This is a genomic window from Sporosarcina sp. P19 (assembly GCF_002743165.1).
In the GTDB taxonomy this organism is placed as follows: Bacteria; Bacillota; Bacilli; order Bacillales_A; family Planococcaceae; genus Sporosarcina; species Sporosarcina ureae.
Genome location: NZ_PDYR01000007.1, coordinates 1 through 26,666, shown reverse-complemented (window position 1 = coordinate 26,666; position 26,666 = coordinate 1). Strand labels below are relative to the sequence as shown.

General features: G+C 41.5%; 22 protein-coding genes, 1 tRNA gene, 1 rRNA gene and 1 riboswitch. Of the genes, 8 read left to right on the top strand and 16 right to left on the bottom strand.

Annotated features, from left to right (window positions below):
- Positions 1–298 precede the first annotated feature (298 nt).
- On the top strand, positions 299–1,618 hold the full coding sequence (locus CSV74_RS09130; RefSeq protein ID WP_199170339.1) for an LLM class flavin-dependent oxidoreductase: 1,320 nt from the start codon (positions 299–301) through the stop codon (positions 1,616–1,618).
- Between the two features lie 212 nt (positions 1,619–1,830).
- On the top strand, positions 1,831–2,559 hold the full coding sequence (locus tag CSV74_RS09125) for a hypothetical protein (protein WP_099691400.1): 729 nt from the start codon (positions 1,831–1,833) through the stop codon (positions 2,557–2,559).
- A gap of 61 nt (positions 2,560–2,620) precedes the next feature.
- Here the strand turns inward: CSV74_RS09125 and CSV74_RS09120 are convergent, their stop codons facing one another.
- Positions 2,621–4,258, bottom strand: a complete 1,638-nt coding sequence (locus CSV74_RS09120) for a thiamine pyrophosphate-binding protein (protein ID WP_099691399.1) — start codon at positions 4,256–4,258, stop codon at positions 2,621–2,623.
- Complete coding sequence (locus CSV74_RS09115; RefSeq protein ID WP_099691398.1) at positions 4,255–7,014, bottom strand: bifunctional diguanylate cyclase/phosphodiesterase; 2,760 nt, start codon at positions 7,012–7,014, stop codon at positions 4,255–4,257. Before CSV74_RS09115 ends, CSV74_RS09120 begins: the two co-directional genes overlap by 4 nt.
- 365 nt (positions 7,015–7,379) lie before the next feature.
- On the opposite strand from CSV74_RS09115, the gene CSV74_RS09110 reads away from it, so the two are divergent.
- On the top strand, positions 7,380–7,895 hold the full coding sequence (locus CSV74_RS09110) for a DUF421 domain-containing protein (RefSeq protein WP_099691397.1): 516 nt from the start codon (positions 7,380–7,382) through the stop codon (positions 7,893–7,895).
- 183 nt (positions 7,896–8,078) lie between these two features.
- On the opposite strand, the gene msrA is transcribed toward CSV74_RS09110, so the two are convergent.
- Complete coding sequence (msrA, locus tag CSV74_RS09105) at positions 8,079–8,609, bottom strand: peptide-methionine (S)-S-oxide reductase MsrA (protein WP_099691396.1); 531 nt, start codon at positions 8,607–8,609, stop codon at positions 8,079–8,081.
- Between the two features lie 315 nt (positions 8,610–8,924).
- Positions 8,925–10,175, bottom strand: coding sequence for an MFS transporter (locus CSV74_RS09100; protein ID WP_099691395.1), 1,251 nt, complete (start codon positions 10,173–10,175; stop codon positions 8,925–8,927).
- A 122-nt stretch (positions 10,176–10,297) separates the two neighbouring features.
- A riboswitch (SAM riboswitch) is annotated at positions 10,298–10,388 on the bottom strand.
- Positions 10,389–10,728: 340 nt separating this feature from the next.
- Here CSV74_RS09100 and CSV74_RS09095 point away from each other — a divergent pair.
- Complete coding sequence (locus CSV74_RS09095) at positions 10,729–12,765, top strand: molybdopterin oxidoreductase family protein (protein WP_099691394.1); 2,037 nt, start codon at positions 10,729–10,731, stop codon at positions 12,763–12,765.
- Positions 12,766–13,415: 650 nt separating this feature from the next.
- Positions 13,416–14,051: a 2OG-Fe(II) oxygenase gene (locus CSV74_RS09090; protein ID WP_099691393.1), complete on the top strand. Its 636-nt coding sequence runs from the start codon at positions 13,416–13,418 to the stop codon at positions 14,049–14,051.
- Positions 14,052–14,247: 196 nt separating this feature from the next.
- On the opposite strand, the gene groL is transcribed toward CSV74_RS09090, so the two are convergent.
- Together groL and groES are read right to left on the bottom strand one after the other, a co-directional pair.
- On the bottom strand, positions 14,248–15,885 hold the full coding sequence (gene groL, locus CSV74_RS09085) for a chaperonin GroEL (RefSeq protein WP_029055047.1): 1,638 nt from the start codon (positions 15,883–15,885) through the stop codon (positions 14,248–14,250).
- Positions 15,886–15,942: 57 nt separating this feature from the next.
- Positions 15,943–16,227: a co-chaperone GroES gene (gene groES, locus CSV74_RS09080; protein WP_029055048.1), complete on the bottom strand. Its 285-nt coding sequence runs from the start codon at positions 16,225–16,227 to the stop codon at positions 15,943–15,945.
- A gap of 186 nt (positions 16,228–16,413) precedes the next feature.
- Between groES and CSV74_RS09075 the strand changes: the two genes are divergently transcribed.
- Positions 16,414–17,145, top strand: coding sequence for a CPBP family intramembrane glutamic endopeptidase (locus CSV74_RS09075; protein WP_029055049.1), 732 nt, complete (start codon positions 16,414–16,416; stop codon positions 17,143–17,145).
- Positions 17,146–17,179: 34 nt separating this feature from the next.
- Positions 17,180–17,347 (top strand): hypothetical protein, encoded by a 168-nt coding sequence (locus tag CSV74_RS16630; protein WP_158231778.1) that lies wholly within the window; start codon positions 17,180–17,182, stop codon positions 17,345–17,347.
- A 114-nt stretch (positions 17,348–17,461) separates the two neighbouring features.
- Here CSV74_RS16630 and dacB read toward each other — a convergent pair whose 3' ends face one another.
- The 4 genes from dacB to CSV74_RS09055 all read right to left on the bottom strand — a co-directional run bounded on the left by dacB (position 17,462) and on the right by CSV74_RS09055 (position 20,810).
- Positions 17,462–18,952: a D-alanyl-D-alanine carboxypeptidase/D-alanyl-D-alanine endopeptidase gene (gene dacB, locus CSV74_RS09070; RefSeq protein WP_099691392.1), complete on the bottom strand. Its 1,491-nt coding sequence runs from the start codon at positions 18,950–18,952 to the stop codon at positions 17,462–17,464.
- A gap of 134 nt (positions 18,953–19,086) precedes the next feature.
- Positions 19,087–19,890 carry a twin-arginine translocase subunit TatC gene (gene tatC, locus CSV74_RS09065; protein WP_029055051.1) on the bottom strand — a complete coding sequence of 268 codons (804 nt, stop codon included), beginning with the start codon at positions 19,888–19,890 and terminating at the stop codon, positions 19,087–19,089.
- 17 nt (positions 19,891–19,907) lie between these two features.
- On the bottom strand, positions 19,908–20,099 hold the full coding sequence (locus CSV74_RS09060; protein ID WP_029055052.1) for a twin-arginine translocase TatA/TatE family subunit: 192 nt from the start codon (positions 20,097–20,099) through the stop codon (positions 19,908–19,910).
- Positions 20,100–20,162: 63 nt separating this feature from the next.
- Positions 20,163–20,810: a redox-sensing transcriptional repressor Rex gene (locus CSV74_RS09055; RefSeq protein WP_099671689.1), complete on the bottom strand. Its 648-nt coding sequence runs from the start codon at positions 20,808–20,810 to the stop codon at positions 20,163–20,165.
- Positions 20,811–20,963: 153 nt separating this feature from the next.
- On the opposite strand from CSV74_RS09055, the gene CSV74_RS09050 reads away from it, so the two are divergent.
- Positions 20,964–22,889, top strand: coding sequence for an ABC-F family ATP-binding cassette domain-containing protein (locus CSV74_RS09050; RefSeq protein ID WP_099691391.1), 1,926 nt, complete (start codon positions 20,964–20,966; stop codon positions 22,887–22,889).
- A gap of 786 nt (positions 22,890–23,675) precedes the next feature.
- Here CSV74_RS09050 and tsaD read toward each other — a convergent pair.
- The 6 genes from tsaD to rrf all read right to left on the bottom strand — a co-directional run bounded on the left by tsaD (position 23,676) and on the right by rrf (position 26,648).
- Positions 23,676–24,698 carry a tRNA (adenosine(37)-N6)-threonylcarbamoyltransferase complex transferase subunit TsaD gene (gene tsaD, locus CSV74_RS09045; protein ID WP_099691390.1) on the bottom strand — a complete coding sequence of 341 codons (1,023 nt, stop codon included), beginning with the start codon at positions 24,696–24,698 and terminating at the stop codon, positions 23,676–23,678.
- A complete protein-coding gene (gene rimI / locus CSV74_RS09040) occupies positions 24,698–25,147 on the bottom strand; it encodes a ribosomal protein S18-alanine N-acetyltransferase (RefSeq protein ID WP_099691389.1) in 450 nt (149 codons plus the stop codon). Before rimI ends, tsaD begins: the two co-directional genes overlap by 1 nt.
- Complete coding sequence (gene tsaB, locus CSV74_RS09035; protein ID WP_099691388.1) at positions 25,140–25,841, bottom strand: tRNA (adenosine(37)-N6)-threonylcarbamoyltransferase complex dimerization subunit type 1 TsaB; 702 nt, start codon at positions 25,839–25,841, stop codon at positions 25,140–25,142. Before tsaB ends, rimI begins: the two co-directional genes overlap by 8 nt.
- Positions 25,838–26,287, bottom strand: a complete 450-nt coding sequence (gene tsaE / locus CSV74_RS09030) for a tRNA (adenosine(37)-N6)-threonylcarbamoyltransferase complex ATPase subunit type 1 TsaE (RefSeq protein WP_199170338.1) — start codon at positions 26,285–26,287, stop codon at positions 25,838–25,840. Before tsaE ends, tsaB begins: the two co-directional genes overlap by 4 nt.
- A 144-nt stretch (positions 26,288–26,431) precedes the next feature.
- Positions 26,432–26,507 (bottom strand) — tRNA-Asp (locus CSV74_RS09025).
- Between the two features lie 25 nt (positions 26,508–26,532).
- Positions 26,533–26,648, bottom strand: a 5S ribosomal RNA gene (rrf, locus tag CSV74_RS09020).
- Positions 26,649–26,666 lie beyond the last annotated feature (18 nt).

The window sequence follows — 26,666 nt, the reverse complement described above, 5'->3', positions numbered from 1 at the left end:
TTAACGTCAAAGGCTCACCCTTCAACATCATCGAGAAGTACCTTTCTGTAAACACACACGAAATCACAATGCTCTAATAATCTAAATTTCACAATTAAGGTGGCTCTAGGAATCATCCAATTATCATACTATCCATCAGCAACAAGCCCCCTATTGGACTTCAGTAGTTAAACGCCTGGCCATCATGCAACACGTACAGGTATATAAATAACTGTCTTGACACAAGTCATAACACACGTAATAATTTAAGACACTGGATGATACATACACAACAATCCACATGACTAAAGAGAGGACGATGCATGTGAGAAAGAAGTTGAAACTAGGAACGATGATTCACGGTGTCGGTGAAAAAATTTCGGACTGGCGGCATCCTGCTATGCCATCGGACGCAAGTGTAAGCTTTGAATTTTATAAACAACAAGCCCAAACGTCAGAACGCGGTAAATTTGATTTTGTTTTCATCGCAGATGCATTGTACATCAATGAAAAATCGAATCCGCATTACCTGAATCGATTCGAACCACTCACGATACTTTCTGCACTGGCAGTAGTGACGTCGAATATCGGATTAGTCGGCACATTATCGACTACCTATAGTGAACCTTTTTCTGCAGCACGGCAATTTGCTTCACTTGATATGTTAAGCGGCGGACGGGCAGGATGGAATGCGGTGACATCCGGATTGGAAAAAGCGGCACTAAATTTTAGTAAGGAAGTTAAAGATCATCCAAATCATGCCGCACGTTACCGGATGGCTGCCGAGTTCGTAAAAGTTATGAAAGGCTTATGGAATTCATGGGAAGATGATGCTTTTATACGCAATAAAAAGACGGGGCAATTTTTCGAGCCAAATAAATTACATACGTTGAATTATGAAGGCGAATTCTTTTCTGTACAGGGACCACTGAATATCGGTCGTTCGCTACAAGGTCAGCCGGTAATATTTCAAGCTGGTTCATCAAAAGCAGGCATTGCATTTTCTGCACAAGAAGCAGATGCAGTTTTTGCCATTATGCCTACTTTAGAAGAAGCGCGGCGCTATTACATCGATGTGAAAGAGCAAACAGCCGCTCTTGAACGTAACCCCGATGATGTTTTGGTTCTACAAGGTATCAGTCCGATTATTGGAGATACGATAGAGGAAGCGGAGAGGAAATACGAAGAACTTTCCGGTTTGGTGACGATTGAGCAAGCACTTGCTTTTTTAGGTCGTCTTTTTGAACATCATGATTTTTCCCAATATCCATTGGATGAACCTTTTCCCGATATAGGAGGCATCGGTCAAAATAGTTTCAGAAGCGATACGGATCGCATTAAGTCTGAAGCACGCAAGAAAAACTTAACCTTGCGTCAAGTTGCTTTAAGAGAAGCCACACCGAGAACGCCTTTTATGGGTACACCGGAGCAAGTCGCCAATCTTATCGAAGCCTGGTACGAACAGAATGGAGCAGACGGCTTCATGCTCATCGCTAATCTGCCAAGCGAATTAGAATTATTTGTTGATCAAGTTGTCCCCATCCTTCAAAAGCGCGGGATTTTCCGGACGGATTACGAAGGGACTACTTTACGGGAGAACTTGGAGTTGCCTTATGCGGAAAACCACTATTCACATTAATAGATACAATTCCCACACAGGTACGGGTTACTATCATGCTTTCGTTGAAACGGAATAGTGGTTATATAGAATAGTAGGGAACAACCGTGTTGTCAGAATCCGGCTAGCAACTATCGGATGTCATTTTTTTCTAATAATTTAATACTTTACACATATTTTGCTGTATAATTATCTTATAAATATAAGCGTGTTCTACAATGAGGAGGCTTCGCATGAAAATTGCCCCGATAACGTATTCCTATGAAATTCAGGACATGATTAAACGTTCGCATCAATTGGATACATGCTTTTCGGAAGCGGAAGTAATTCATTACATCAGCAAGTTGGCGAAGATTGATATAATGGATATGTATATTGATCAATATAAAAACAAAGTAACTAGTCCAGTTATTTACGAAGCAATTGCACAAGCTTTCAAGTTCCACTTAGAACAAGTTCCCGTGTTGACTAAAGAGAAAATCGGTACTTTTGAGATACCACCATCAACGAATTTGGAAAATCACGACAGTTTTCCTTCACAAATTATTCTAGATTTATATTTGGTACATCATCATTATCATGTGACAGGTGACAATGTGCGTACAATGATTAACCACTATTTCGGCATGAATTTAGCTGGAATTGACGGATTGGGAAAGACTAAGATCTCTTTGTATTCAAAAGGCCAGTGGTTGGTGAAGGATGAAAAAGACTTATTTGTAATCCATACCGGAACCAAGGATGTAGATGTGAAAATCTACGGCACAAACTACTTTATGAAGCGTACTGGATCAAAAAACTTACCGACTGAATTACAGCGATCTTTAACTGACATGGGATATAGTTATAACCCACAATTGGATGCGTATTACTTTTCAAACCCTTCTGGACTTTCCGTGTCCAATGCATTTAAAGGTAAAACAATAGATGCAATCATTGAAGTAACAAATGCCTTTTACTGATCTATCTGACTATGATAAATAACCCGGAGAGGAGGCAAACAAGCCCCCTTATCCGGGTTATTCACTTCCCAAAAGAAGATAGAAACTTCACACGATCTCCCATTGGAGGTATTGTATTATCTATTAAGGAAACTTCGAGGATTGATGGACCCCCGACGTGCATGAGCTCGTCTACCACTTCTTTAGTCAGATCCTCCATCGCTTCAATTCGTTTACTCGGTATGTTCATGGCCGCAACCATAGCTGCAATATTCACCGGTTCTTGTTCGAATGATGGATGGGAGCGTTTATATTGCAATGAATGTCCATGATAGACCATTCCTAAGCGCGCATTATTCATTACGACAAATAATATAGGCAACTTATGTTCTTTGGCGGTCAGAATTTCCATACCGTGCATGAAGAAACATCCATCACCGGTAACGCAAACTACTGGACGTTCAGGTTCAGCAAGCTTCGAGCCAATTGCAGAACCTATACCGCTCCCCATCGCCCCAAAATGCACATTAATATCAAATGAATCGGTCTCCACTACGTTCATATCATGAATGATATACGCCATGAACTCACCTATATCAACGGTATATCTAGTATTGCGGGGAGCGCATTCTTGCAGACGCATCAATACATTTTTCGTGTTGTACTCTTCACTATCTACCATTCCTATTTCCTGTTTACTAAAAGCTTGATCTTTGGTCGGCAAGTTTAAACTTTGTAATTCATTTAGTAACGCAGTCAAGCTTAAATCTATGTCTCCCAAAACAGCAGCATTCACTTCATATTTACGATTAAAAACGGATGAATCGTAGTCCAATTGAATAGTGTACCGATTTTTAGTGAGATTGACGTTCCAATTATTCGTAGCCGTCTCGCCTAAACTGGAGCCTACCACCAGCAAAGCTTCACCATCTTTCCCATTAATCAATGAAGAAGCCGCGTCATGACCGGCAAAACCGAATACGCCGGCGAGGAGTGGATGATCATCTGTAATATAACCTTTTGCCTGCGGTGTTGTAATGATCGGCCAACCAAGCACCTCCGCTAAATCAAGTAACTGAGCCACGGAGTGCCTAATACCTTGTCCTACAAAGATATATCCATCCTTTTTATTGGCAAGCTCTCTTGCAACAGACTGTATGGTGTTTTGATCTGGAACAATCGGCGCTCTTTTTGGCGGAGCCGGTATTTCGGGAGGTTCAATTTGATTGATTTGGATATCTATCGGCATGGCGATATGGACAGGACCTGGTACACCAGAAATTGCTATTTCACATGCCTTTGCCACTTCTCCAAGTAAATCCTTCGAATCCGTTACAGTTACACTATATTTCGTCACTGATTTGAAAAGCGGTTCAGCATCCAATTCTTGAGAGGCATTTAAACCAACAGTATTAACTGGAACTGCGCCTGTCAAAAACAAAACAGGGATATGTTCACGCATGGCATTTGCGGCGCCCGTTAGCAGATTAGTACCACCAGGTCCACTGCATCCTATACAAACGCTCATAGTAGCCGTATATTTGGCATATGCAACTGCCATATAGGAAGCCGCGCCTTCATGCTTTGTCACAATTGGCGTTAGTTCTGGTATTTCATACAACTCATCAAAAAATGCATTGACTGATCCTGCCGGAATGCCAAAAACGTGTTTTACCCCACTAGCTCTTAAATAATCCAATACTGCTCGAATTGCTTTCATAAAAACTCTCCTTTAGTAGCCAGATATGTGCTCTCGAATTCATTAACCTTCAGCGGCACATTAAAGAAATAACCTTGCATAATGTAACATTCTCTCGAAGCTAAAAATTCGGCTTGTTCCAGCGTTTCGACACCTTCAGCAACTAAATCCAGGCCCAGGTTTTTTGCCAATGTAATAATTGTATTCGCGATGGCTGAGTTGTCGTCATTACTTTTCAATTCTTGAATAAAGGATTTATCTATTTTCAATGCATTTATTGGTAAGTTTTTCAAATAACCTAAAGAAGAATAGCCTGTACCAAAGTCGTCAATGGACATGTTGATGCCGATTGCCTGTAATTCTTTCATTGTCTGGATAGTCAGTTCTGTATTTTTAATGATTTGGTTCTCCGTAATTTCAAGACATAAAAGTTCCGGTGATACCCCTACTTCATCTAATATTCCTTTAACTGTTTGGAATAAATTATTTTGTTCAAACTGACGGGCCGATAAATTTACGGATACTACAATTGGTGGATATCCTTTTTCTTGCCAGTTCTTGATTTGGTTACACGCACTTCTGATCACCCACTCTCCGATAGGAACGATTAGTCCCGTCTCCTCCGCCAGCGCAATAAACCTATCCGGCGAGATCAATCCTTCTGTTGAATGATTCCATCTTAATAACGCTTCTGTTCCAATGATAGAACGTGTACTATAATCAATTTGAGGTTGAAAATAAAGTTCCAACTCCCCATGATCAAGCGCTTTATATAAAGCATTTTCAAACTTTACATTTTCAAATGTCCTAATATCCATCGCCAAATGATAAAATTGATAGCTGCTGCCAGATACGGTTTTAGACTGATACATCGCGATATCGGCATTTTTTATTAATAATTCCGCCGTCTGCCCATCTTGCGGATATAAACTGATCCCTATACTGCTATGGATATGCATTTCATGGCCTTTTAGATTGAAAGGCTTGTTGAATTGATCAACAATCTTTTCCGCCACCTCTATCACTTCTGCTTCGGATTCAATACAAGGCAAGTAAATAATAAATTCGTCCCCGCCTTGACGAGAAGCTGTAGCGCCCTCGGGGAGGCATACACATATACGTCTTGCTACATGTGTCAATAAAATATCACCATAGCTATGCCCTAATAAATCATTAACTGATTTGAAACGATCCAAGTCCATGAACAGTACAGCTGCTTTTTCTTTAAGAGTATGAGCAAAACTCAACCCCTGTTCCATGCGATCTTTTAAAAGCACCCGGTTGGGTAAATTGGTTAAGCTATCATAATACGCATGGTATCTAATTTCTTTCTCCATCTTCTTTCTTTCAGAGATATCTTTAAATGTAACGACATCCCCAACGATCCTCTCTCCTTCTTTGATGGATGATCTAACATATTCTACAGGGAAGCTGGATTGATCTTGCCTAAAGAATATAACTTCATCATTGTTCGTATTGTTTTCATTGTAAATAATATTGACAGGTTTACCTATTAGCTCGTTCTTAATCTTATACCCTAGCATCATGGCTGCGGCTGGATTACAAAAAGTAATAACGCCATGTAGATCCAGCCCGAATATCCCTTCACCTGCCGAATGAAGAATCAGTTCTTTCTCTCGGCTAATCCGCTGTAATTCTTTCATGGCCGTTTCAAGTTCGTTATTCTTTTCCGTTATCTCTGCGGTCCGCTGTTCTATGATCAACTCTTGCTTTTCCATATTCAATAAGTTCAATAAAGTGGAAGCCGTTGTATCTACAATAGATTGCGTCAGTTGCTGACTGGCCTGGGAGTAATTCGGACTCCTTTGTTGAAGGTCTGCAATAACTATTAAACCCAATACTTTCCCCATGGAAACGATAGGAAGAATAAACATCGATTGAATACCGAAGTATCGACATACTTTATGGTTCACTCGATCATCTGCATAGACATCGGGAATGTGTTCTGCTTTTTTAGATGCAATGACTTCTTGGAACACCTTATCATTTTCATCGTCAAACTTTATCTCGTCATGGGATTTTACCCACGCTTCTGCAGACCAATTACTATTACGATTAATGGTTGCAGGCTTAATCTTCATATGCACCGATGGATCGATTAAATGTACACCTATATTATTGTTTCCAAGCACTCTTTCTATATATAGAAAACATATATCCAGTGCTTCCTGCATGGTAGAACAGAGTGATAAATCGCGAGTTATATCTAACAATAATTGCTTTTCCTGAATAAGTTCTTCTTTATTCGTTAGCAGCTTGGCATTCTGAATAGCAACAGCAGCCATATTGACATAGGACTGAACTGTTTGAATCTCAAGCTCCGTTAGATTCATTGGTATTCCATAGTCGAACAAGAACACTAATCCAAATAATTCTGTCTCTACAGTAATGGGTAAAACTAATAGAGATTTTATCTTAAATCCTTCAACTGCTCTTGGATCGGGTCGATGATCTTTGGATGTATCCGGTATATATATCGTTCTTTTCGTTTCAATTACTTCTTTCGCCAATAAATCGAAGTCGGTATCAATTATATGCATATCGAGTGTCATGCCGTTGATCACTTCGGGCTTTCCTACGAACCCCCTAAATGATCCGTCTTGTTGTGGCAAATAAATTCCAACCGAGTCACATCGGACAATCTCTTCTGATATAGCAGTAACTACGTGATTCAGTACTTCTCTTAACTCTAACTTTGAATTGATTAACTTTGTTATATTCGCTAGACGAAGATATCTTGTTTGATCCTTCACTATTCGTACCTCCTCTGCTCAAGTATTCTTTATTTATAGTGTAGTAGATACCCTCATCTGAATCGAGAAATAACATCTTACTCTATTATTCGAAAAGATATTCAAATAGCCTTTCAATAGATGTGAACCATCTATATTAAATATATAACGAACAGGAATATTTTGTATAAGCATAAAGTAGCATTCATAAAATACTCCCTCAGCAGTAAAGTGGTTACCAAAAGGATAAAAGTTTAGATTTTTAGTTTCTGAGCAAGTATATTACACCTCCTACTCCCAAACAGGTGCAAAGTACCCACGAAAGAAAGTTTCATCACAATGTTGTAGGGGAATGATAAATTAACTAAGTCAAATATTCGAGGTGTATTATGTTCTTTAATGGATGGGAAACTCTTCTACGAACTGTTGTAGTCGGTGTTTTAAGCTATATAGGATTAATTTTCATTTTGCGTATATCAGGTAAACGTACGCTTTCCAAGATGAATGCATTCGACTTGGTTGTGACAGTCGCACTCGGGTCAATCTTAGCCACCATTTTATTAAGTAAAGACGTAGCTCTTTCGGAAGGTTTGACCGCTTTCATTGTTCTGATAGGTATGCAATATATAGTTGCCTGGTCATCTGTTCGATTTCGAATTATTAGCAAACTGATTAAATCAGAGCCAAAACTATTGTTTTATGAAGGTAGTTTTTTGAAGGAGACAATGAAATCAGAACGAATTTTGGAAGAGGAAATATTCCAAGCCGCACGTTCCAGTGGCTTAGGCTCTCTTGATGATGTGTCGGCCGTCATACTAGAAACTGATGGCAGTATTTCTGTCATTCAATCTGAAAGCCAAACCTCTTTTTCTACACTGTCCAATCTTATAAAGGATAAGAAATAATTACTTAAAAGTGTCTGCTTGAAACATTTATAAGTGTTTCCATAGTACTTACTACTAAAAAGGGTTGCTTGTTTTTTGAATTCAGAGTTCAATGTTGTACGGGTACTTTTTATTAATTCCCCCATTTCAAACAAAAAAGGCAGCGCTTTATGAAAACGCATGCCCACTTTATCATTCCTATTATTATCCCCAGTGCTTGGCTATGAATTCATTGCGCCCTGAACGTGCACGGTTATCTGTGTAATGTTCCTCTTCTTTTATGTAATAGTCTTGATGGTATTCTTCTGCTCGGTAGAAAGTTTCTGCGGGGCGGATTGTCGTGACGATAGGCTTAGTAAAAATGCCACTTGCAGCTAGGTTTGCTTTCGACCTCTTGGCAATTTCCCGTTGTGCATCTGTGTAATGGAAAATGGCGGTTGTATAGGATGATCCGCGGTCGTGAAATTGACCTTCTGCGTCTGTCGGATCGATTTGTTGCCAGAATACTTCGAGCAATTTCTCATATGGGAATAAGACAGGATCAAACGTAATTTCAACAACTTCTACATGACCGGATGTGCCTTTTTTTACATCTTCATACGTTGGATTATCGAGATGTCCGCCCATATACCCTGACACGATATCTTGGACGCCTGGCCATTCTTTAAACGGTTTCACCATGCACCAGAAGCATCCGCCTGCAAATGCTGCTTTTTCAAAATTCTTTTCAACCATTGCGAACATCTCCTTTATTATGAATGCGCGTGCCCAACTTCCCTAAAACCAACGACACATCTGCTTTTTTAAAGGAAGTTGAAAACAATCCAAATAGTTTTTAACCTCTTTTTGATTGGGCACCTGTTACGCCATACTATCATCTTTTATCTCTTTCCATCTATTAATAAAAGTCCCTCTAATCTATAACAAAAAGATAGAAAGAATTATCCACATATCCTACAATCTAGATCAATAGCATGTTATTTTTCAAATTGAATGTGAGTATTTCATCTATCGACGACTTTGTCAATCACCGGCTAGCCCAAGGTGATTTTACGAGGTAACTAGCAAAGTTTTCTCCTTTATCTTTCCACCTTCTTCTTCCGGTATACGAATGAATTTAACGATAATCGCACTCACTAAGTAGAGAGCACTGAAAATCCACACGACCCCTTCTGCTCCAACAAGCCCGATAAATGTCAAGGCAATCGCAGGAGCTACGAATGTCGATAGACCCGCAGAAAAATTCAACACGGACATTGCCGCACCTTTATCTTCACCCGCCACGGATGGTACTAGTGCACCAATCGGAACGTAGCCTGCTACTAAACCGCCCCAAATGAATCCGACAATGCTCGTCATAACAATGCTGCCATTTGTAATTACTGGTATATAAAATAATAGTGGCGTGAATATCGCACAACCGATACCACCAAACCAAATAATTGTGTTTTTCCAGCCGAATTTATCTCCAATGAAGCCGAACACTAAATTAAAGATAATGTTTCCTAAGAAAAATGTACCCCATAATTGTAGCCAAGCAGTTGTTTCAATACCGTGCTGTGCCATATGCATTGGTAAGAATACTGGGAATCCATAAACGCTTAAGCTATTAATAACGCGGACAATCCCACCTGCAGCAACCCTCGGATTCGATTTCAAAATGGTGATACCTTTCAATAATTCTTTGACTGCTTCTTTTTTGTTTGCGAGTTTTTTCTTTTCAAACTTGTCTTTATTGACCACTATAGCTAAAACTGCACCAAGACATACCCAGAATATAGATGTCCACATAGTATTGATGTAACCGAAATGTTGGATTGCAACACTTGAATACCACGCGCCAAGTACCATCATTCCCGCACAAAAAACAAACCAGAACCAACCAACAGCAGAACTCAATTTACTTTGTGGTGTTTTATAAATGACCCATGTTAAGAAGGAATAAGCAAATAGCGGATAACCAAAACCTTTAATAAAATAAGTCAGAAGCATAACCGGATAATTCATCGTTGAAAAACCATATGTAATAAACCCTGCTGTACCGATAATATAGACGGCTAACCCAATTGCCATTGTACGTTTCGGCCCAAAAACATCTACGCAGACGCCTGAAAACCAGGAAGACAGCGCAATCGAGACTCCGTATACTGTGAATATAGCTGCTGATTGTTGAATGGTTAATCCACTTTCAATTAAGAATGGACTTAACCAACCCGCTTCAATTCCATCTCCCATCATGAACAACATAACACCGAAAAAGCCCCATCCTAAGTTTTTTGTAATCCCTATTTTCTCCAACATATCAATACTCTCCATTCCTGCTTATGTATTTTGCATTTTCTTTAGAAAATAAAAAACCTTCCCGTAAAGACGGAAAGAGTAGTTGGCAATTATCGCCAGCGCAATATAAATATGCGATCCTCTTTCTATCTCTCAAGCTACGCTTGCTGGATTTGGCACAATGATGTTGCCGAAGTTTCATTGGGCCAGTCCCTCAACTTCTCTCGATAGAAAATAATATGAAATTGGTAGAAAATTATTAAAATTGAACTAATGAAGTTACTGTACATAATAATTAATTCAAAGTCAATTGATTATGGGAACTTTCTAAATATACTATCTCTAATATGGTATACTAACTCACATAAACTATTTGTTTGAGTCAATTTACTAATAGAGTATTTTTCATCAAAATCAGAAAAAAGGTTGATTTACACTTCAACATACGCTTTCCTCTACCCCAATGGATGTACTCTATTTTTAATAATTATTCGATTATTAAGCTTCAATAATATTAGGATTTCATAGTAAATTTTGTAATTGCAAAATTAAATCGTTAGAAAGGACTTGTGTAATGCAATCGTATATTGATGTAGAAAATGGTATCGTTCCCTCGGTTTGTTCTCTTGATTGTCCAGATCAATGTGGATTGCTTATTCATAAAGAAGCCGGGAAAATTGTTAAAATTGAAGGTGATCCTGAACATCCAGTCACAAAAGGAAGTATTTGCAACAAAGTTCGGCATATGGCTGAAAGGATTTATGATCAAAATCGAATTACAACCCCTTTAAAACGCATTGGGGAAAAAGGCGATGGTCAATTCGTTCCAATCAGTTGGGAAGAGGCCATTACAACTATTACAAATCAGTGGAATAAAATAATTTCTGAAGAAGGTCCAGAATCGATTCTTCCTTACAGCTTTTATGCAAATATGGGAAAACTCAGTTCTAAAGGAATGGATCGTCGTTTCTTTAATCGCCTTGGTTCCAGTCAACTGGACCGGACGATTTGTTCAGTCGCCGGCGAGGCCGGCTACAATTACACAATGGGCGGGCGTTATGGAACGGATCCAGAAGAGATGACGGAAACGAAATTATTTATTTTTTGGGGGATCAATGCGGTTAGTACCAATATGCACCAAATCATGATTGCCCAAAAGGCGAAAAAAAACGGCGCGAAAACTATTGTCATTGACGTCCATAAAAACCAAACTGGACGCATGGCTGATTGGTTCATTCCCATTCTACCTGGAACTGATGGAGCGCTTGCACTCGGAATTATGCATGTTCTTTATAAAGAAAAGCTAGTCCATCAAGCTTTTTTGGAACAGTACACAATCGGTCATGAAGCGCTCAGCGAACATGTAAAGTACTACAATCCGCAAAAGGTTTCCACTATTACGGGCGTGCCGGAAGAAGATATTTATAAATTGGCACGAATGTACGGTAACATCTCTCCTTCCATGATACGCATTGGCAATGGATTGCAGCATCATGATAATGGCGGCATGATCGTTCGGACCATTACTTGCTTGCCTGCTTTGACTGGGCAATGGGAATTAAAGGGCGGAGGAGCAGTCAAATCAAATTCCGACTATTTGACGCATAATATTGCCGCATTAGAACGGCCTGAACTTCAGAAAAAACCAACGCGGAAATTCAATATGAATTTATTGGGACAAGCATTACTGAAGGAACAACAACCGATTCGCTCTTTGTATGTCTATAATAGCAACCCCGCCGTTGTCGCACCGGATGCCAATAAGGTCCAGGATGGCTTAGCACGCGAGGATTTGTTTACGGTGGTCCATGATTTGTTTTTGACGGATACTGCCTTGTTTGCGGACATTGTTCTGCCTGCGACATCCGCTTTTGAAAATACGGACTTTTATACATCTTTCTGGCATCACTACATCCATTTGCAGGAACCTGTCATCGAAAAATACGGGGACAGTAAATCTAACCCGGACGTTTTCAGATTGTTAGCGCAAGCAATGGGTTTTGACGAGCAACCCTTCCTAGAAAATGACGCCGAAATGATCGATCAAGCGTTAAGCGATTTGTCCAATCCTCATTTATCTGAAGTATCGTATGCTGCATTAAAGGAGCAACGCTATATGAAGGCGAGTGGGACAGGCGATTTATTGAACCAATTAAAGACGCCGAGCGGAAAAATCGAGTTGTATTCAGAACAAATGAAATCAGCAGGATTACCGGCCCTTCCTACGTATATTCCGATTGTTCAAGATTCCGATTACCCTTTACTGTATGTACCTGCAATTAACCATAATTTTATGAACACGATTTTTTCGAACAATGAAAAACATATCCAACTTGAAAAAGCTCCTAAATTGTTCATCAATCGACACGATGCGGAAAGGCGAGGAATCGAAGACAATTCGACTGTTCGAATATGGAACGAGCGCGGGGAATGTATATTCACTGTCTCTGTCGGCGAGCAAGTCCTTCCCGGAGTTGTTGTCAGTCAAGGTATTTTGGGAGATAGTTCAGGTCAAAAACACCTTGTGAACGCTTTAACACCAGACCGAATTGCTGACATGGGAGGTGGCGCAACGTTTTTCTCAGGACGTGTTGAAGTGGAGAGTTTATAACTTGAAGAAACGGATCAGAATTCCTGCTGTATAAAAATGAGCCTCTTATGAACTATCCCAAGAGGCTCATTTCGTTCTTATACTGTCCCAACAATACCCCATTGGTCGATGGCGCGCTTCAAAGTCTCTGACGTTTTTGCTATTTATTCGATTCATTTGTCTTTGGCGTTAATTGCCGCCCGGAATTCACAACAAAATGATCTCCAAAGTCTTTCAAATATTAAACGCTGCGCACGAAATTTCATGAATGTTTAAACATTCAAGTTTGTTTTTCACACTATGACTTAATTAACCCTTCCCATCATTCGGGAAATCCTCATCTTTCCCAGATGTTGCGTATAATAACAACAAGTTCAGTTCTTTGATCCGTTTAGACTACTATAGCTAGAACGCTTTTCCAACTATCAAAAACCTATTCCCTGTACAGGTATTTCAGCAATAGATAATTGATTGTAAAAAACAGTTATATATCACTACCTTTTTGACTACATTCTGAATTTACGACAAGTAATCTAGCATGCTAAAATATATTGAATTCATTTTACTAGAGGAAGTGTGAAACTCAAGAGAAGTTCTATATTCGCTGTACACTCACTACGTAACACTGTATTTGATTTATAGAAATCAAACTAGTAAAGAGGTGCTCAAAGTTGATAGCGGAAAATAGAGAACAAACCATATTTAATCATAGAGGAAAGAAAATCGTAGCAGACCGTGACATCGAAATTATTGCGAAAGTCGATGAACCATTAGTCGTTGTCTTAGGCAATATGCTAAGCGATGAAGAATGTGACGAACTGATCCGGCTGTCGACAGACAAGATGAAACGATCCAAAATCGGAACAGTACATGTAGAAAACGAGATTAGAACTAGCAGCGGTATGTTCATTGAAGAACCTGATAACCTGATTATCACGAGAATTGAAAAACGGATTGAAGCGGTTATGAATATCCCAATCGAACACGGTGAAAGACTTCAAGTTTTGCGCTATCTGCCAGGCCAGGAATATAAAGCACATCATGACTTCTTCTCAGCAGCGAGCAACGTTACCAATAACCGAATTAGTACGCTCGTCATGTACTTGAACGATGTCGAACAAGGCGGTGAAACGTTCTTCCCCCACCTAAAACTGTCTGTCACTCCCCAAAAAGGAATGGCCGTCTATTTCGAGTATTTCTATAACGATCCACTGTTGAACGACTTGACGTTGCATGGCGGTGCACCGTTGGAAATCGGAGAGAAATTTGTAGCGACGCAATGGATGAGGAAGCAAAGATTGCGGTGAGGAGCTTGGCTAAACCTGATCAGTCAGTATCCGTAGATGAGTGTTTAGTTCATGATAGCTATTATATAAAACGGATCCAAAAATTTAAGTATTCTCGTTAATCGAGATGGTCATTATTTCTTACGTAAATAAACTACAAAAAGCGTCAACTCCTAAATAATTAGGAGTTGACGCTTTTAAATTAGAACAGCTTGACTTACATCATGCCGCCCATTCCACCCATACCGCCCATATCAGGCATTCCTGCTGCACCTGCTGGTTCTGGTAGATCTGCAACAACAGCTTCAGTAGTTAAGAACATAGCTGCTACAGATGCTGCGTTTTGAAGAGCATAACGAGTTACTTTCGTTGGATCCACGATTCCAGCTTCCACCATGTTAACCCATGTGCCTTCTGCTGCGTTAAAGCCGACGCCGACTTCTTCGCGCTTCAAGCGGTCTACTACGATAGAACCTTCAAGACCCGCGTTTGTTGCGATTTGACGTACTGGTTCTTCGAGTGCACGAAGTACAATCTTAATACCTGTTGCTACGTCGCCTTCCGTGTCTTCAAGTAATGTTTCTACTTGCTTATAGACGTTCACGAGTGCAGTACCCCCACCCGATACGATTCCTTCTTCTACTGCCGCACGTGTTGAGTTCAATGCGTCTTCGATACGAAGTTTTCGCTCTTTCAACTCTGTTTCAGTTGCAGCTCCGACTTTGATGACTGCTACACCGCCAGCTAGTTTAGCTAGACGTTCTTGCAATTTCTCTTTGTCGAATTCAGAAGTTGTTTCTTCCAACTGTGAACGAATTTGGCCTACACGTGACTCGATAGAACCTGCGTCACCGTTACCTTCAACGATTGTTGTGTTGTCTTTTGTAACGACGATTTTCGCAGCGCGTCCTAGTGATGTCAGGTCAGCAGATTTCAGATCAAGTCCTAGATCTTCTGTGATTACCTGTCCACCAGTTAGGATTGCGATGTCTTCAAGCATAGCTTTACGGCGATCACCGAAGCCTGGTGCTTTAACAGCCACTGCGTTGAATGTACCGCGTAGTTTGTTGACCACTAGTGTAGCTAGAGCTTCACCTTCAACATCTTCTGCGATGATCAACAACGGTTTACCTTGCTGAACAACTTGTTCAAGCACTGGAAGAATTTCCTGGATATTGTTGATTTTCTTATCTGTAATTAAGACATATGGATTTTCAAGCACTGCTTCCATTTTGTCTGTATCTGTTGCCATATAAGCAGATGCGTAACCACGGTCGAATTGCATACCTTCTACTACATCGAGCTCTGTAATAAAGCCTTTAGATTCTTCAATTGTGATAACACCGTCGTTGCCTACGCGCTCCATTGCTTGTGAAATTAACTCTCCGACTTCTTCGTCTCCAGAAGAGATTGCCGCAACTTGTGCAATTTCTTGTCTGCTTTCGATTTCATCTGAAACGCTTTGAAGACCTTCCACGGCTGCGACTACTGCTTTTTCGATTCCTTTACGGATACCGACTGGGTTTGCGCCAGCTGTTACGTTCTTCAAGCCTTCACGGATCATAGCTTGAGCAAGGACAGTTGCTGTTGTTGTACCGTCACCTGCGATGTCATTTGTCTTCGATGCAACTTCTGCTACAAGCTTTGCGCCCATGTTTTCGAATGCATTCTCAAGCTCGATTTCTTTTGCAATGGTTACACCATCATTCGTGATGAGTGGTGAACCGAATTTGCGCTCAAGTACGACGTTACGACCTTTTGGCCCAAGTGTTACTTTTACAGCATCTGCTAGTGTATCTACACCGCGGAGCATTGCGGAACGTGCTTCTTCGTTAAATTTAAGTTCTTTAGCCATTGTAAATGATTCCCTCCAGAGTTTTCTATTTGTCTACTATATTTACGTTTTAATTAATTATCCAATAATTGCAAGAATATCACTTTCACGAAGGATTAAGTATTCTGTACCTTCATACTTCACTTCAGTGCCTGCGTATTTAGAGAAGATGATGCGGTCGCCTTCAGATACTTCTAGTTCAACGCGCTGTCCGTTCTCAAGAACACGGCCTGTACCAGCAGCGATCACTTTTCCTTCTTGTGGCTTCTCTTTCGCAGAGTCCGGTAGAACAATACCGCTTGATGTTTTTTCTTCTGCTTCGATTAATTCGATAATGATACGGTCACCTAGTGGTTTCAACAAATGAAACAACCTCCTCGAGATAATGTGTAATTTTTAGCACTCACTTATATCGAGTGCTAATATAAATCTAATAATAAAGAATTCCATACATTATTGCAAGTAAAAGTGTTCGACATTTTCTTCTTTTGCCAAACGCCTTTTTTCGCGTTAAACTAATCAACATGTATGGAGGAAAGGTTGTGCATCGTGAAAAACTGGGTTGTTGCTCTGATGATCTTCATGTCGTATGTGTTGCTCCAGATTACCAGCATTTTTCTTGCCCCTGAATTAATTGTTTACTTCACCGGCAAAGACTTGTCCAAAGTAGAGGCCGTTTCTCAAGGGTTCGCTTGGACATTATTCATCACGCAAGGTATCGCTGCACTCATAATCGCTGTGATCCTGTTACGTAATAAAAAGTTCTTACCTGTATTTAAAGGAAAGCCATCGGGATTCGGAAGCGTTCTTCTTTGGGGAGTACTTGGTTTCTTCCTCGCCATGGCTGGACAAATTGTAGGCGCTGCGATTGAGTCAGTGTTCGGTGTGACCGCTGGCTCCGAGAATACGGAGTTATTGTCAAACATCTCGAAAACCGCACCTATTATCATTTTTGCCATGGTGTTGTTTGCACCGTTCCTCGAAGAAGTCGTGTTCCGCCGGATTATCTTCGGTGGCTTGTACACAAAGACGAACTTCTGGGTCGCTGCGATTGTCAGCGCCATCGTCTTCGCAGCAGTGCATAATGAGTTGCAACACTTGCTCATGTACTTGATGCCAGGTCTCGCATTCGCCTTCGTCTACTACAAGACCAAGCGCCTACTGACCCCAATGATTGCCCATTTCCTCATGAACAGTTTCGTCACTGTCGTGCAATGGAATGCGGATAAACTGCAACAATTACAAGATATGCAACAGAGTATCATAACATTCCTACAATAGAAAAAATCTCCCCGTTAATGGGGAGATTTTTTTCATGTGGATATGTAGAGCTTTCGGTGAGCGGAAAGGCACCGTTGAGCTATTTCTAATTTTAGTAAGTAGAAAAATCACACGTACACATTCAATGATGCCACCAAATGCTTGCAGTCACTTTGTAGGGATTGGAGTGGAAGCAGGGGCGACTCCTGGAGGATTAGCGTGAGTTCGAGACCCCGCAGGAACGTAGTGACGAGGAGGCTCGGGCCACGCCCTCAGGAAAGCGTCCCCTGCTGGAACTCCAACCCCCTAACCCTAAGCCCTATAGTGCCCCTACTTCTTACTGAGCTGCTATCACCTGCACCATCTTATCAATATCAGGCTTCGCTGTTCCTCTCACGTTCTCTGTCAAAATACTAAAGATCAGCTCTTGCCCACTCTTTGTCGTCACATAGCCCGACAACGAATCCGTGCCGTTGAGCGAACCGGTCTTTGCCTGCACCTTGCCTCTGACAACAGGACTCGTCAAACGGTTGCGCAACGTCCCGCCTAACATGCGGTCATTTACGCCTGCGATTGGCAACGAACGCTCAAACGCTGGATACCATTCCTTAGATTGAGCGACATACAACACTTCTGCAATCTTCTCAGAAGGGATTTTGTTTTTATGCGACATACCTGAACCATCCTCTACATACATACCTTTCGTGCTAATGCCGTCTTTTTCTAACGTTTCTCTGACGACACGCAAGCCGGCATTCCAGCTTCCTTCATTGTATACTGCACGTCCCATCGACTTTGCCAAAATCTCAGCATGAGAGTTGTTGCTGTACTTCATGAATGGCATCATCAAATAATACAATGACATCGATTCTTTCTTTGCAAGTAACTTTGTATTCTCGGGAGTTTTCCCGCGTGTTACACGAGCAGTCGGTTGAAGCTTAATCCCTTCTTTAGCTAGTGCACGTTTGAAGACGTCTGCTGTATAAGCTGTCGGATTGGATACCGTCACCCATTGGCGATTGCCATTTGAGTTAAGAGGAATATTTCCCGAAACGATAATCGTGTTTGTTCCTTGCTGACGTTTCATTGTGACGGTGTTGCGCTGGTTTTTCGGTACAGTGCGTGTGCGATTGACGACTTTTACGATGTCTGTGTGCGGAGTCAATGTGACTGCTCCCGCCCTACCATTTCGTGTCGGCTTCGCTTGGACAATTGTCGTACCTGCGTCGTAATCTTTATTCGGCGAGATTGTCAGTGCCGAAACTTGCGCTGCGTAATAATAAGTTTCATCTGACTTATGAATACCTGGTGATAGACGCTGTGTATCAAACCATGTATCGTCCGCCACTATATGTCCTGTTACGGACTTGATACCTGATTCACGCATTTGGCGAGCCATGCGCAATAAGTCAGCTTCAAGTAATGTCGGATCGCCTGTCCCACGCAAATATAGATGACCGTCGAGGATACCGTTTTTCACTGTACCGTTCGTTAAGACATCTGTATCAAATGTATAATCTTTCCCTAATACTTCAAGAGCTGCTGTACTTGTCAATACTTTTACGTTCGAAGCGGGCGTGATACCTTGATTGCCACGATATTGATAGACAATGCGCTGAGTATCCGCTTCACGTACGATGACACTGCTTCGTGTACCACGCATACGCTGGCTTGAAATCACTTGATTAATCCCTGTTTCTAAGCCTTTATAGGACGGCTGAGCCACAGCTGCTTGACCTTCTATAACTGGAGTCGTAACACTCGCCATAATCAACATTGCACCTAGTAACCACTTGCTCCATCTAGTTGGAGTCTTTTTACTATTCACTTGTATTCATTTCCCCCTACTTATTCTATTCTTAGATAGTTTACCATAGGAGTATTGGTAAATGAACCCATATTCGACCACGGTACCATAAACGCAAAAGATCCTCCTGCGTTAGCAAGAGGATCTGAATTGGTTTAGTTATCGTCCGTTTTATTCATCACTTCATCAATCTGACGCTGTTGCTCTGCTTTCACTTCTTCCATCTGGCGTAGACGTTCCGCTTTCTCGAACTTCCGATAACCTAGACGCGAGATCACGATACTGACCTCATACAAAATGAATAGCGGAACCGTGGTGAATAAATGCGATACGATGTCCGGTGGTGTAATGAACGCAGCCAGTACGAATAAAACGAAATACGCAACTTTTCGTATTTTGACGAGTACTTTAGGTTGCAACACACCAAGACGTGATAAAAATAAAATGACGATCGGTAACTGAAAGACGAAACCGAACGGCAATAGTAGCGAGAATAAAAAAGAGAAATATTCGTTAATACCGATTGTCTGCTCAATGTTTAATTGACCCGACAGATTAATCATGAATTTCATGACATACGGGAGCAATATAAAATAAGAGAAACTGATTCCTGCTAAAAACAGGAGAAAAGCAAACGGGATATATGACAGCGTGACACGCCGTTCCAAGTCACGAAGTCCCGGTGAAATAAAGGCCCAAAATTGATACATGATGACCGGTGAAATAATAACAATCGCAAGAAATACAATGACCTTTAAATAGATCACGACTGGATCTACCACGTTAAATGCATTCAATGTGACTTGTTCAGCCGGTGTATCGAACTGTATAAAATTAATCAGCGGCTTCGCCAAAAAGAAACTACCGATTGCCCCAACAATAAAGAAAACGACGATTACCATCAGCCGTTTTCGAACTTCATCTATATGTTCAATGATTGTTAAGTCTTTATCTGCCATCAGAATAACACCCTAACTCAGCGCACTTCTTCTTTCTTGTCTTCAACCTTTTTCACGTCATCTTCGTCGTCTGTAAGGCCTTTAGTTGCGTTTTTGAACTCGCGCAATGAAGAACCGAACGCTTTACCGATTTCAGGTAATTTCTTAGGACCAAATATAAGCAATGCAATCACAGCGATAATCAGTAAACTTCCGATACCTGGAGCCATGTTGGCCACCTCCTCATAATATGTCTATTCTACATGAAAACCTATGATTTTACTATTACAGTGTCATGTAATTTGTGAATCTTTTACGTCCGTTTTAATGAGATAAATCAATGTTTGCAGCTCAACAGACAAGTCGATTGTCTGAATGCGGATTGTATCTGGTACAGCTAAGCGTTCAGGAGTAAAGTTCAAAATCCCTTTCACAGACGTTGTAGCGAGACGATCGGTCAATTCCTGTGCCACACGTGATGGAACGGTCAAAATGACCATTTCAATACCTAATTCATTAATTTTCTCTTCAATACGATCAGGTGGATAGATAAGAATATCGTTCTTCAATTCACCCTCATACGGTGCTTTTGGATCGAATGCCACGACAATTTTCGTGTTATGAATCTTTTGGAAATTGTATTTTAAAAAGGCGTTGCCGAGACTACCTACGCCAATCAATGCCACATTGGTTTCTTCATCTTGATCGAGTGTTTCGCGGAAGAATTGCAACAAGGAATCGACGTCATAGCCGTATCCTTTACGTCCAAGCGCTCCGAAATGTGAGAAATCTCTTCGGATGGTCGCCGCATCAATTTTCATCGCTTCACTTAATTCGCCTGATGAAATACGTTGTACGCCTTTATCTGCATAATTTCGTAAAAATCTATAATATAATGGCAACCGTTTTGATGTTGCCTGTGGAATTCTAGGTTTACTCACAGCTGTGCCCTACCTCCATTGTCACTTCAATGACCAACCCCTAAACAAGGGTATAGCCGCTTTTATCGTACAGCACAACGAGTTCATTGTAAAGCCGATTATTGCATGGGACGCCTCATTCCATTAAACTGATAAAGAATAGAGGTGTGGGGCTTGATTATTTTACAAGTGAATGGACTGACCAAGTCTTTTTCAGGCACGGATCTACTAGAGAACGTCCGTCTCGAAGTACAGCATCGAGATCGCGTCGCACTAGTTGGACGGAACGGTGCTGGAAAATCGACATTATTGAAAATAATTGCAGGTGAACTATCCGCTGACGAAGGAGATATTATCATTCCGAAAGATGTACGCATGGGCTATCTCGAGCAGCACAGCGGACTGGATTCGGAATTGACGATTTGGGATGAAGTGATGACGGTATTCGCACCCCTTCGTGAAAAGGAAAATCGCCTGCGCGCGCTAGAGCATGAAATGTCGAATCCTGCGGTATATGAAGATGCAGATCGCTATGCTCGCGTCATGACGGAATACGATGAACTGCAAATTGAATTTAAGGAAGCGGGTGGCTATCAGTTTGAAGCCGATGCCCGTTCTGTGCTTCATGGCATGCGGTTTTACCCAGATGACTTCGAGAAGCCTGTGCATTTACTGTCTGGCGGTCAAAAAACTCGTCTAGCGCTTGCAAGGATGCTTCTGAGCAAGCCAGATTTATTGATACTTGATGAACCGACAAATCACTTGGATATCGAAACACTGAATTGGCTTGAACGATATTTGTCGGGTTACGAAGGTGCAATTCTAATCGTTTCGCATGACCGGTACTTCCTCGATAAGGTAGTTACAACCGTTTATGAAGTGTCTCGACGGAAAGTCTCAAGGTACAGTGGTAATTACAGTTCGTACTTAGACGAGAAAGCGAAAAACTACGAACGTGATCAGAAGTTGTTCAGTCAAGAAAAGGATGAACGTGCTAAACTGGAAGAGTTTATTCAGAAGAATATTGCGCGTGCATCCACTTCCAAAATGGCGAAAAGCCGACGTAAACAACTAGAGCGTAGAGACTGGATGGACTCCCCTGATGGCGACGAGAAATCCGCGAACTTCTCCTTTTCGATTGATCGACCGAGCGGTAACGATGTACTGTCGCTAGACGATGTCAAAATTGGCTATGGCGAAGAGCCTGTATCGAAGAATATTCATCTGCGTATTTATAAAGGTGATCGCGTAGCATTTATCGGTCCGAACGGTGTCGGCAAATCAACGTTACTTAAAACCATTGTTAAACGCAATGAACTAATGGGCGGCGAAATTCGTTATGGGACGAATGTTCAATTTGGTTACTACGACCAAAACCAGGCAACACTCATCGGTTCCGGTACCGTCTTGCAAGAAATATGGGATGACTGGCCACAAATGAATGAAAAAGACGTACGCTCATTACTTGGACGCTTCTTGTTCACTGGCGACGACATAGGAAAACTCGTCTCTTCCTTGTCAGGCGGAGAAAAAGCACGTCTTTCATTGGCACAACTAATGCTCGAGAAATCCAATACACTGATCTTGGACGAGCCTACGAATCATTTAGATCTCGACAGCAAAGAAATATTAGAAAATGCACTTGACGATTTCCCTGGAACGATTCTGTTCGTGTCACATGACCGATACTTTATTAACCGAATCGCAACCAAAGTTATTGAAATGAGTGACGATGGCGCAGTTGAGTATCTGGGCGACTACGATTACTTCATCGAGAAAAAAACTGAGATGGAGGAAATACTAGCTGCTACACGACTTGAACAACAATTAAAAAAGCCCATCGTCAAGAAAGAAATAGCGAATAAAGAAAACCAACGCCATGAACGCCGGCTAACGAGATCCATTGCTGACTTAGAGAAAAAACTCGAAGCTTTCGACGAAGAAATTGAAACGTTGCAAGCAAAATTACTAGAACCCGAACTGGCGAACGACCATATTGAGCTAATGAATATCCAACGCCAAATCGATGAAATCCAAGCCGTCCATGACGAACAATCAGAAGAGTGGCTGTTACTTCAAGATGAGTTAGAAAACTTATAAAGACGTCTGGATCTTTGAATTAATGTAATACAAAATGAGCATTGAGAACTGATTGGTTCTTGATGCTTTTTTGTTTATTTTGCATTGGTTATGAGCGATGGTGGTGATGGATAGAGCGGTGGCGGGGGTAGTATGAGCGGTTACGGCATTACATAGAGCGGTCACGGGAGAAGTATGAGCGGTGACAACTTCGCATAGAGCGGTCCCGCAGAAAGTATGAGCGTTTACGACTTCACATAGAGCGGTAGCGCAGAAAGTATGAGCGGTGACGACTTCGCATAGAGCGGTAGCGCAGAAAGTATGAGCGGTGACGACTTCGCATAGAGCGGTAGCGCAGAAAGTATGAGCGGTTACGACATCGCATAGAGCAGTCGTCACATTCTATAGAGCGCTTGTGTAAAAATATGATGCTTCAACTATATTATCCGAACAATCTCACGACAAATTACGACAAGAATCATTCCTTTCCTCCTATCATTCGTCATTTTCATACTTTTACTTAAAATTGTAAGCTAAAACACACTTTATTTCTCCACAATCTTCTCCACAGAGGAAATCCCCATTTGAACACATATGAACATAGTTATCCACCTTATCCACAATTACCTGTTTATTAGTCCACATAGTTATCCAAAATGTATCCGTTTACCATTCACAGGTTACGAATGTTACCCACATTCTATCCACAAATTGTGCATAAGTACGAATGTTCCCTCTTGACAATCTAATTTTCGTCTAACAAAAAAAACACACAATTTGCTGAAAGTTAGCAAACTGTGTGTATCTTCAATAATTCCATGATTTTAATGGCATACCAGGACGACCATTCATACTTAAATCACTTCGAACGCCGCTTTTCCACATCTCATAGCCAGCCGCAGCAATCATAGCCGCATTATCTGTACACAATGAAATAGGTGGAACATAAAAAGGAACTCCCTCTTTTTCAAGCGCAGTAGTTAACGATTTTCTTAGTCCTTGATTGGCAGCTACACCGCCTGCTGCAATCACTTGCTTCACATCATATTCTTTTGCAGCTTTCACTGTCTTGACAGTCAGTACATCGATAACACTTTGCTGAAAGCCGGCCGCAACATGATTATGATTGATCTTTCCGCCTTTTTGCTCGATATTATGCTTATAATTAATAACCGAAGATTTCAATCCGCTAAAACTGAAGTCATACGAATCTTTTTCGAGCCAAGCGCGCGGAAAATCAATACTTTCATCACTCGCCAGTGCTAGCTGATCTACTTGCGGTCCTCCTGGATAAGGCAAACCAAGTACACGAGCTACTTTGTCATAGGCTTCGCCTGCTGCGTCATCACGCGTTTCACCAATCAATTCGAATGACCCATGCGACTTCATAACGACAAGCTCCGTATGACCACCTGAGACGATGAGCGCCAGCAAAGGGAACTCCATTTCATGGATCAATTGATTGGCATAAACATGTCCTGCAATATGATGGACACCTATCAACGGTAACTGATTTGCAAAGGCGAAAGCCTTCGCTGCATTGATACCGATCAACAGTGCCCCCACTAACCCAGGTCCTTCTGTCACAGTGACGGCTTCCAAATCACTTGGTACAAGCTTCGCTTCATTCAAAGCTTCCTGAATCACCAGTGTGATTTGTTCCACATGCAGACGCGAAGCTATTTCGGGAACCACACCGCCGAATTGCTTTTGCTGCTGGATTTGTGACGATACTATAGAAGAGATAATCTCCGTTCCATTTTTGACTATAGAAGCTGCGGTTTCATCACAGCTCGTTTCAATACCTAAAATATAATGATTTTTATCCATTAGAATTCCACCCACATGACAAGCCCATCTTCATGGTCGTCTGTATAATAGTTTTTCCTTATGCTGCCTTCTTGAAAACCTAGCTTACGATACAATGTCCGTGCTGGTTCATTGCTCACACGTACTTCAAGTGTCATGGTTTTCACTTCATTCAAGCGGCACAGCTCCATCGCCTGACGCATCAAATCTTCTCCGTATCCTTTACCTCGGTGAGCCGAAAGTACGGCCACATTGGTAATATGACATTCATCGAGAACAATCCACATACCGCAATGCCCAATTACTTCACCGTCAAGTTCCGCTACAATATAATGAGCATACGCATTTCCTGTTAATTCATGATCAAAAATCTCTTCTGTCCAAGGCGTCGCAAATGATTCGAGTTCTATACCTGCAACTGCGGGTATATCATCATGCGTCATCTTTCTAAATAGCACTTCATTACTCATGGGAAGACCCCTTCTTCACCAAATTGGCTTCTGCCTCAGTAATACGCTTATACTGTGGCGTAAACGTATGCACTGTTTCCGGTTGATCTGCACTTTGAGCCAGTAATATAGCAGAAGATGCACGTGGCACATTCAATGCGAACGGAGCTACATGTGCTAGCTCTCCAAGATGTTCACGAATAGTTGATTCATGCAATTTTACATCTTCTCCAACAAATAAGATTGCTTCGTTATACTCTTGTAACTTCTCCAGCAACTCTGCAAGCGCACAGTGCTGATCTTCTAGAACATTGATCAGTTCAGTCCCCTTCGCACGATAGACACCTGCGTAGACGTTAGATCTTCTCGCGTCAATAACGGAACAGATTAGACCGTTAAACAGTTGTCCATTCACCGCTAAAGCCTTCAGACTCGATACACCATAAAGTGGTTTATCAAGCGTCCAGGCTAGTGTCTTTGCAATTGTCACGCCAATGCGGACACCAGTATAGGAACCTGGTCCCTCTGAAACAGCAATCGCATCTATTTCCGAAGGAGTAATGTCTGCTTTACGACACGCTTCTTCTACTGCTAGCATCGCGCGAAGCGAATGATTGACCTTCATCATGCTTGACTCTTCGATCAGTAATCCATCATCTTTAACAATTGCTACAGATAAAGGTGAATTTGCTGTATCTATACCTAACCATATCATGTAAAAATCTCCTCACAAATACGTGTAAATCGTTCACCTTTTGGCGTACACTCAACTCTGCGGGAATCAGGCCCCGTATGATGGATGACTAATTCCAACCGATGTTCAGGCAACTCTTCATGAATAAATTGAGCCCATTCCACCACAGAAATCGCATCTCCATAAAACAGTTCGTCCCAACCTAAGTCTTCCTCGCTATTGGCTAATCGATATACATCCAAATGATTGAAAGGGAAATCCCCTTCATACTGCTTGATAATCGTAAAAGTAGGACTGCTGACTGTCCGTGTGATACCGATTGCTTTTGCAAGCGCTTTTGTGAATGTTGTCTTACCAGCTCCGAGATCACCTTCAAGTGTCAGCACGTCAGGAGGTCTTAGATACCCACCAATCTGGGCAGCTAGCTTCTCCATCTCCTCAACGGATTCGATTTCTTTCTCCCACACAGCTAACTCACCCTTCTTTTCCTATTATAGTACTAGTGTACAGAAAAACCTTAGAAAACAAAAGCTAAGAAGACAGCCTCGTTTATTTACAATAAAAAAACGATCACACCCGTTAAGGTGAAATCGTTTTGGAATGTTAAAATATGGCGGTCCCGACGGGAATCGAACCCGCGATCTCCTGCGTGACAGGCAGGCATGTTAACCGCTACACCACGGGACCACTGAAAAGAAGCCATAAAAATAAAGCCTAGCAACGTCCTACTCTCACAGGGGGAAACCCCCAACTACCATCGGCGCTGAAGAGCTTAACTTCCGTGTTCGGTATGGGAACGGGTGTGACCTCTTCGCCATCGTTACTAGACTCTTTGAGTAAAGCTTG

Excerpts from the sequence above, each read along its gene's own strand:
- msrA (WP_099691396.1), bottom strand. The coding sequence starts at position 8,609 with ATGGTTGAAAAGAATTTTGAAAAAGCAGCATTTGCAGGCGGATGCTTC.
- tsaB (WP_099691388.1), bottom strand. The coding sequence starts at position 25,841 with ATGATATGGTTAGGTATAGATACAGCAAATTCACCTTTATCTGTAGCA.
- groL (WP_029055047.1), bottom strand. The coding sequence starts at position 15,885 with ATGGCTAAAGAACTTAAATTTAACGAAGAAGCACGTTCCGCAATGCTC.
- rimI (WP_099691389.1), bottom strand. The coding sequence starts at position 25,147 with ATGAGTAATGAAGTGCTATTTAGAAAGATGACGCATGATGATATACCC.
- CSV74_RS09130 (WP_199170339.1), top strand. The coding sequence starts at position 299 with ATGCATGTGAGAAAGAAGTTGAAACTAGGAACGATGATTCACGGTGTC.
- CSV74_RS09060 (WP_029055052.1), bottom strand. The coding sequence starts at position 20,099 with ATGGCTCCAGGTATCGGAAGTTTACTGATTATCGCTGTGATTGCATTG.
- CSV74_RS09125 (WP_099691400.1), top strand. The coding sequence starts at position 1,831 with ATGAAAATTGCCCCGATAACGTATTCCTATGAAATTCAGGACATGATT.
- tatC (WP_029055051.1), bottom strand. The coding sequence starts at position 19,890 with ATGGCAGATAAAGACTTAACAATCATTGAACATATAGATGAAGTTCGA.
- tsaD (WP_099691390.1), bottom strand. The coding sequence starts at position 24,698 with ATGGATAAAAATCATTATATTTTAGGTATTGAAACGAGCTGTGATGAA.
- CSV74_RS09110 (WP_099691397.1), top strand. The coding sequence starts at position 7,380 with ATGTTCTTTAATGGATGGGAAACTCTTCTACGAACTGTTGTAGTCGGT.
- CSV74_RS09120 (WP_099691399.1), bottom strand. The coding sequence starts at position 4,258 with ATGAAAGCAATTCGAGCAGTATTGGATTATTTAAGAGCTAGTGGGGTA.
- CSV74_RS16630 (WP_158231778.1), top strand. The coding sequence starts at position 17,180 with ATGTGGATATGTAGAGCTTTCGGTGAGCGGAAAGGCACCGTTGAGCTA.
- CSV74_RS09095 (WP_099691394.1), top strand. The coding sequence starts at position 10,729 with ATGCAATCGTATATTGATGTAGAAAATGGTATCGTTCCCTCGGTTTGT.
- CSV74_RS09100 (WP_099691395.1), bottom strand. The coding sequence starts at position 10,175 with ATGTTGGAGAAAATAGGGATTACAAAAAACTTAGGATGGGGCTTTTTC.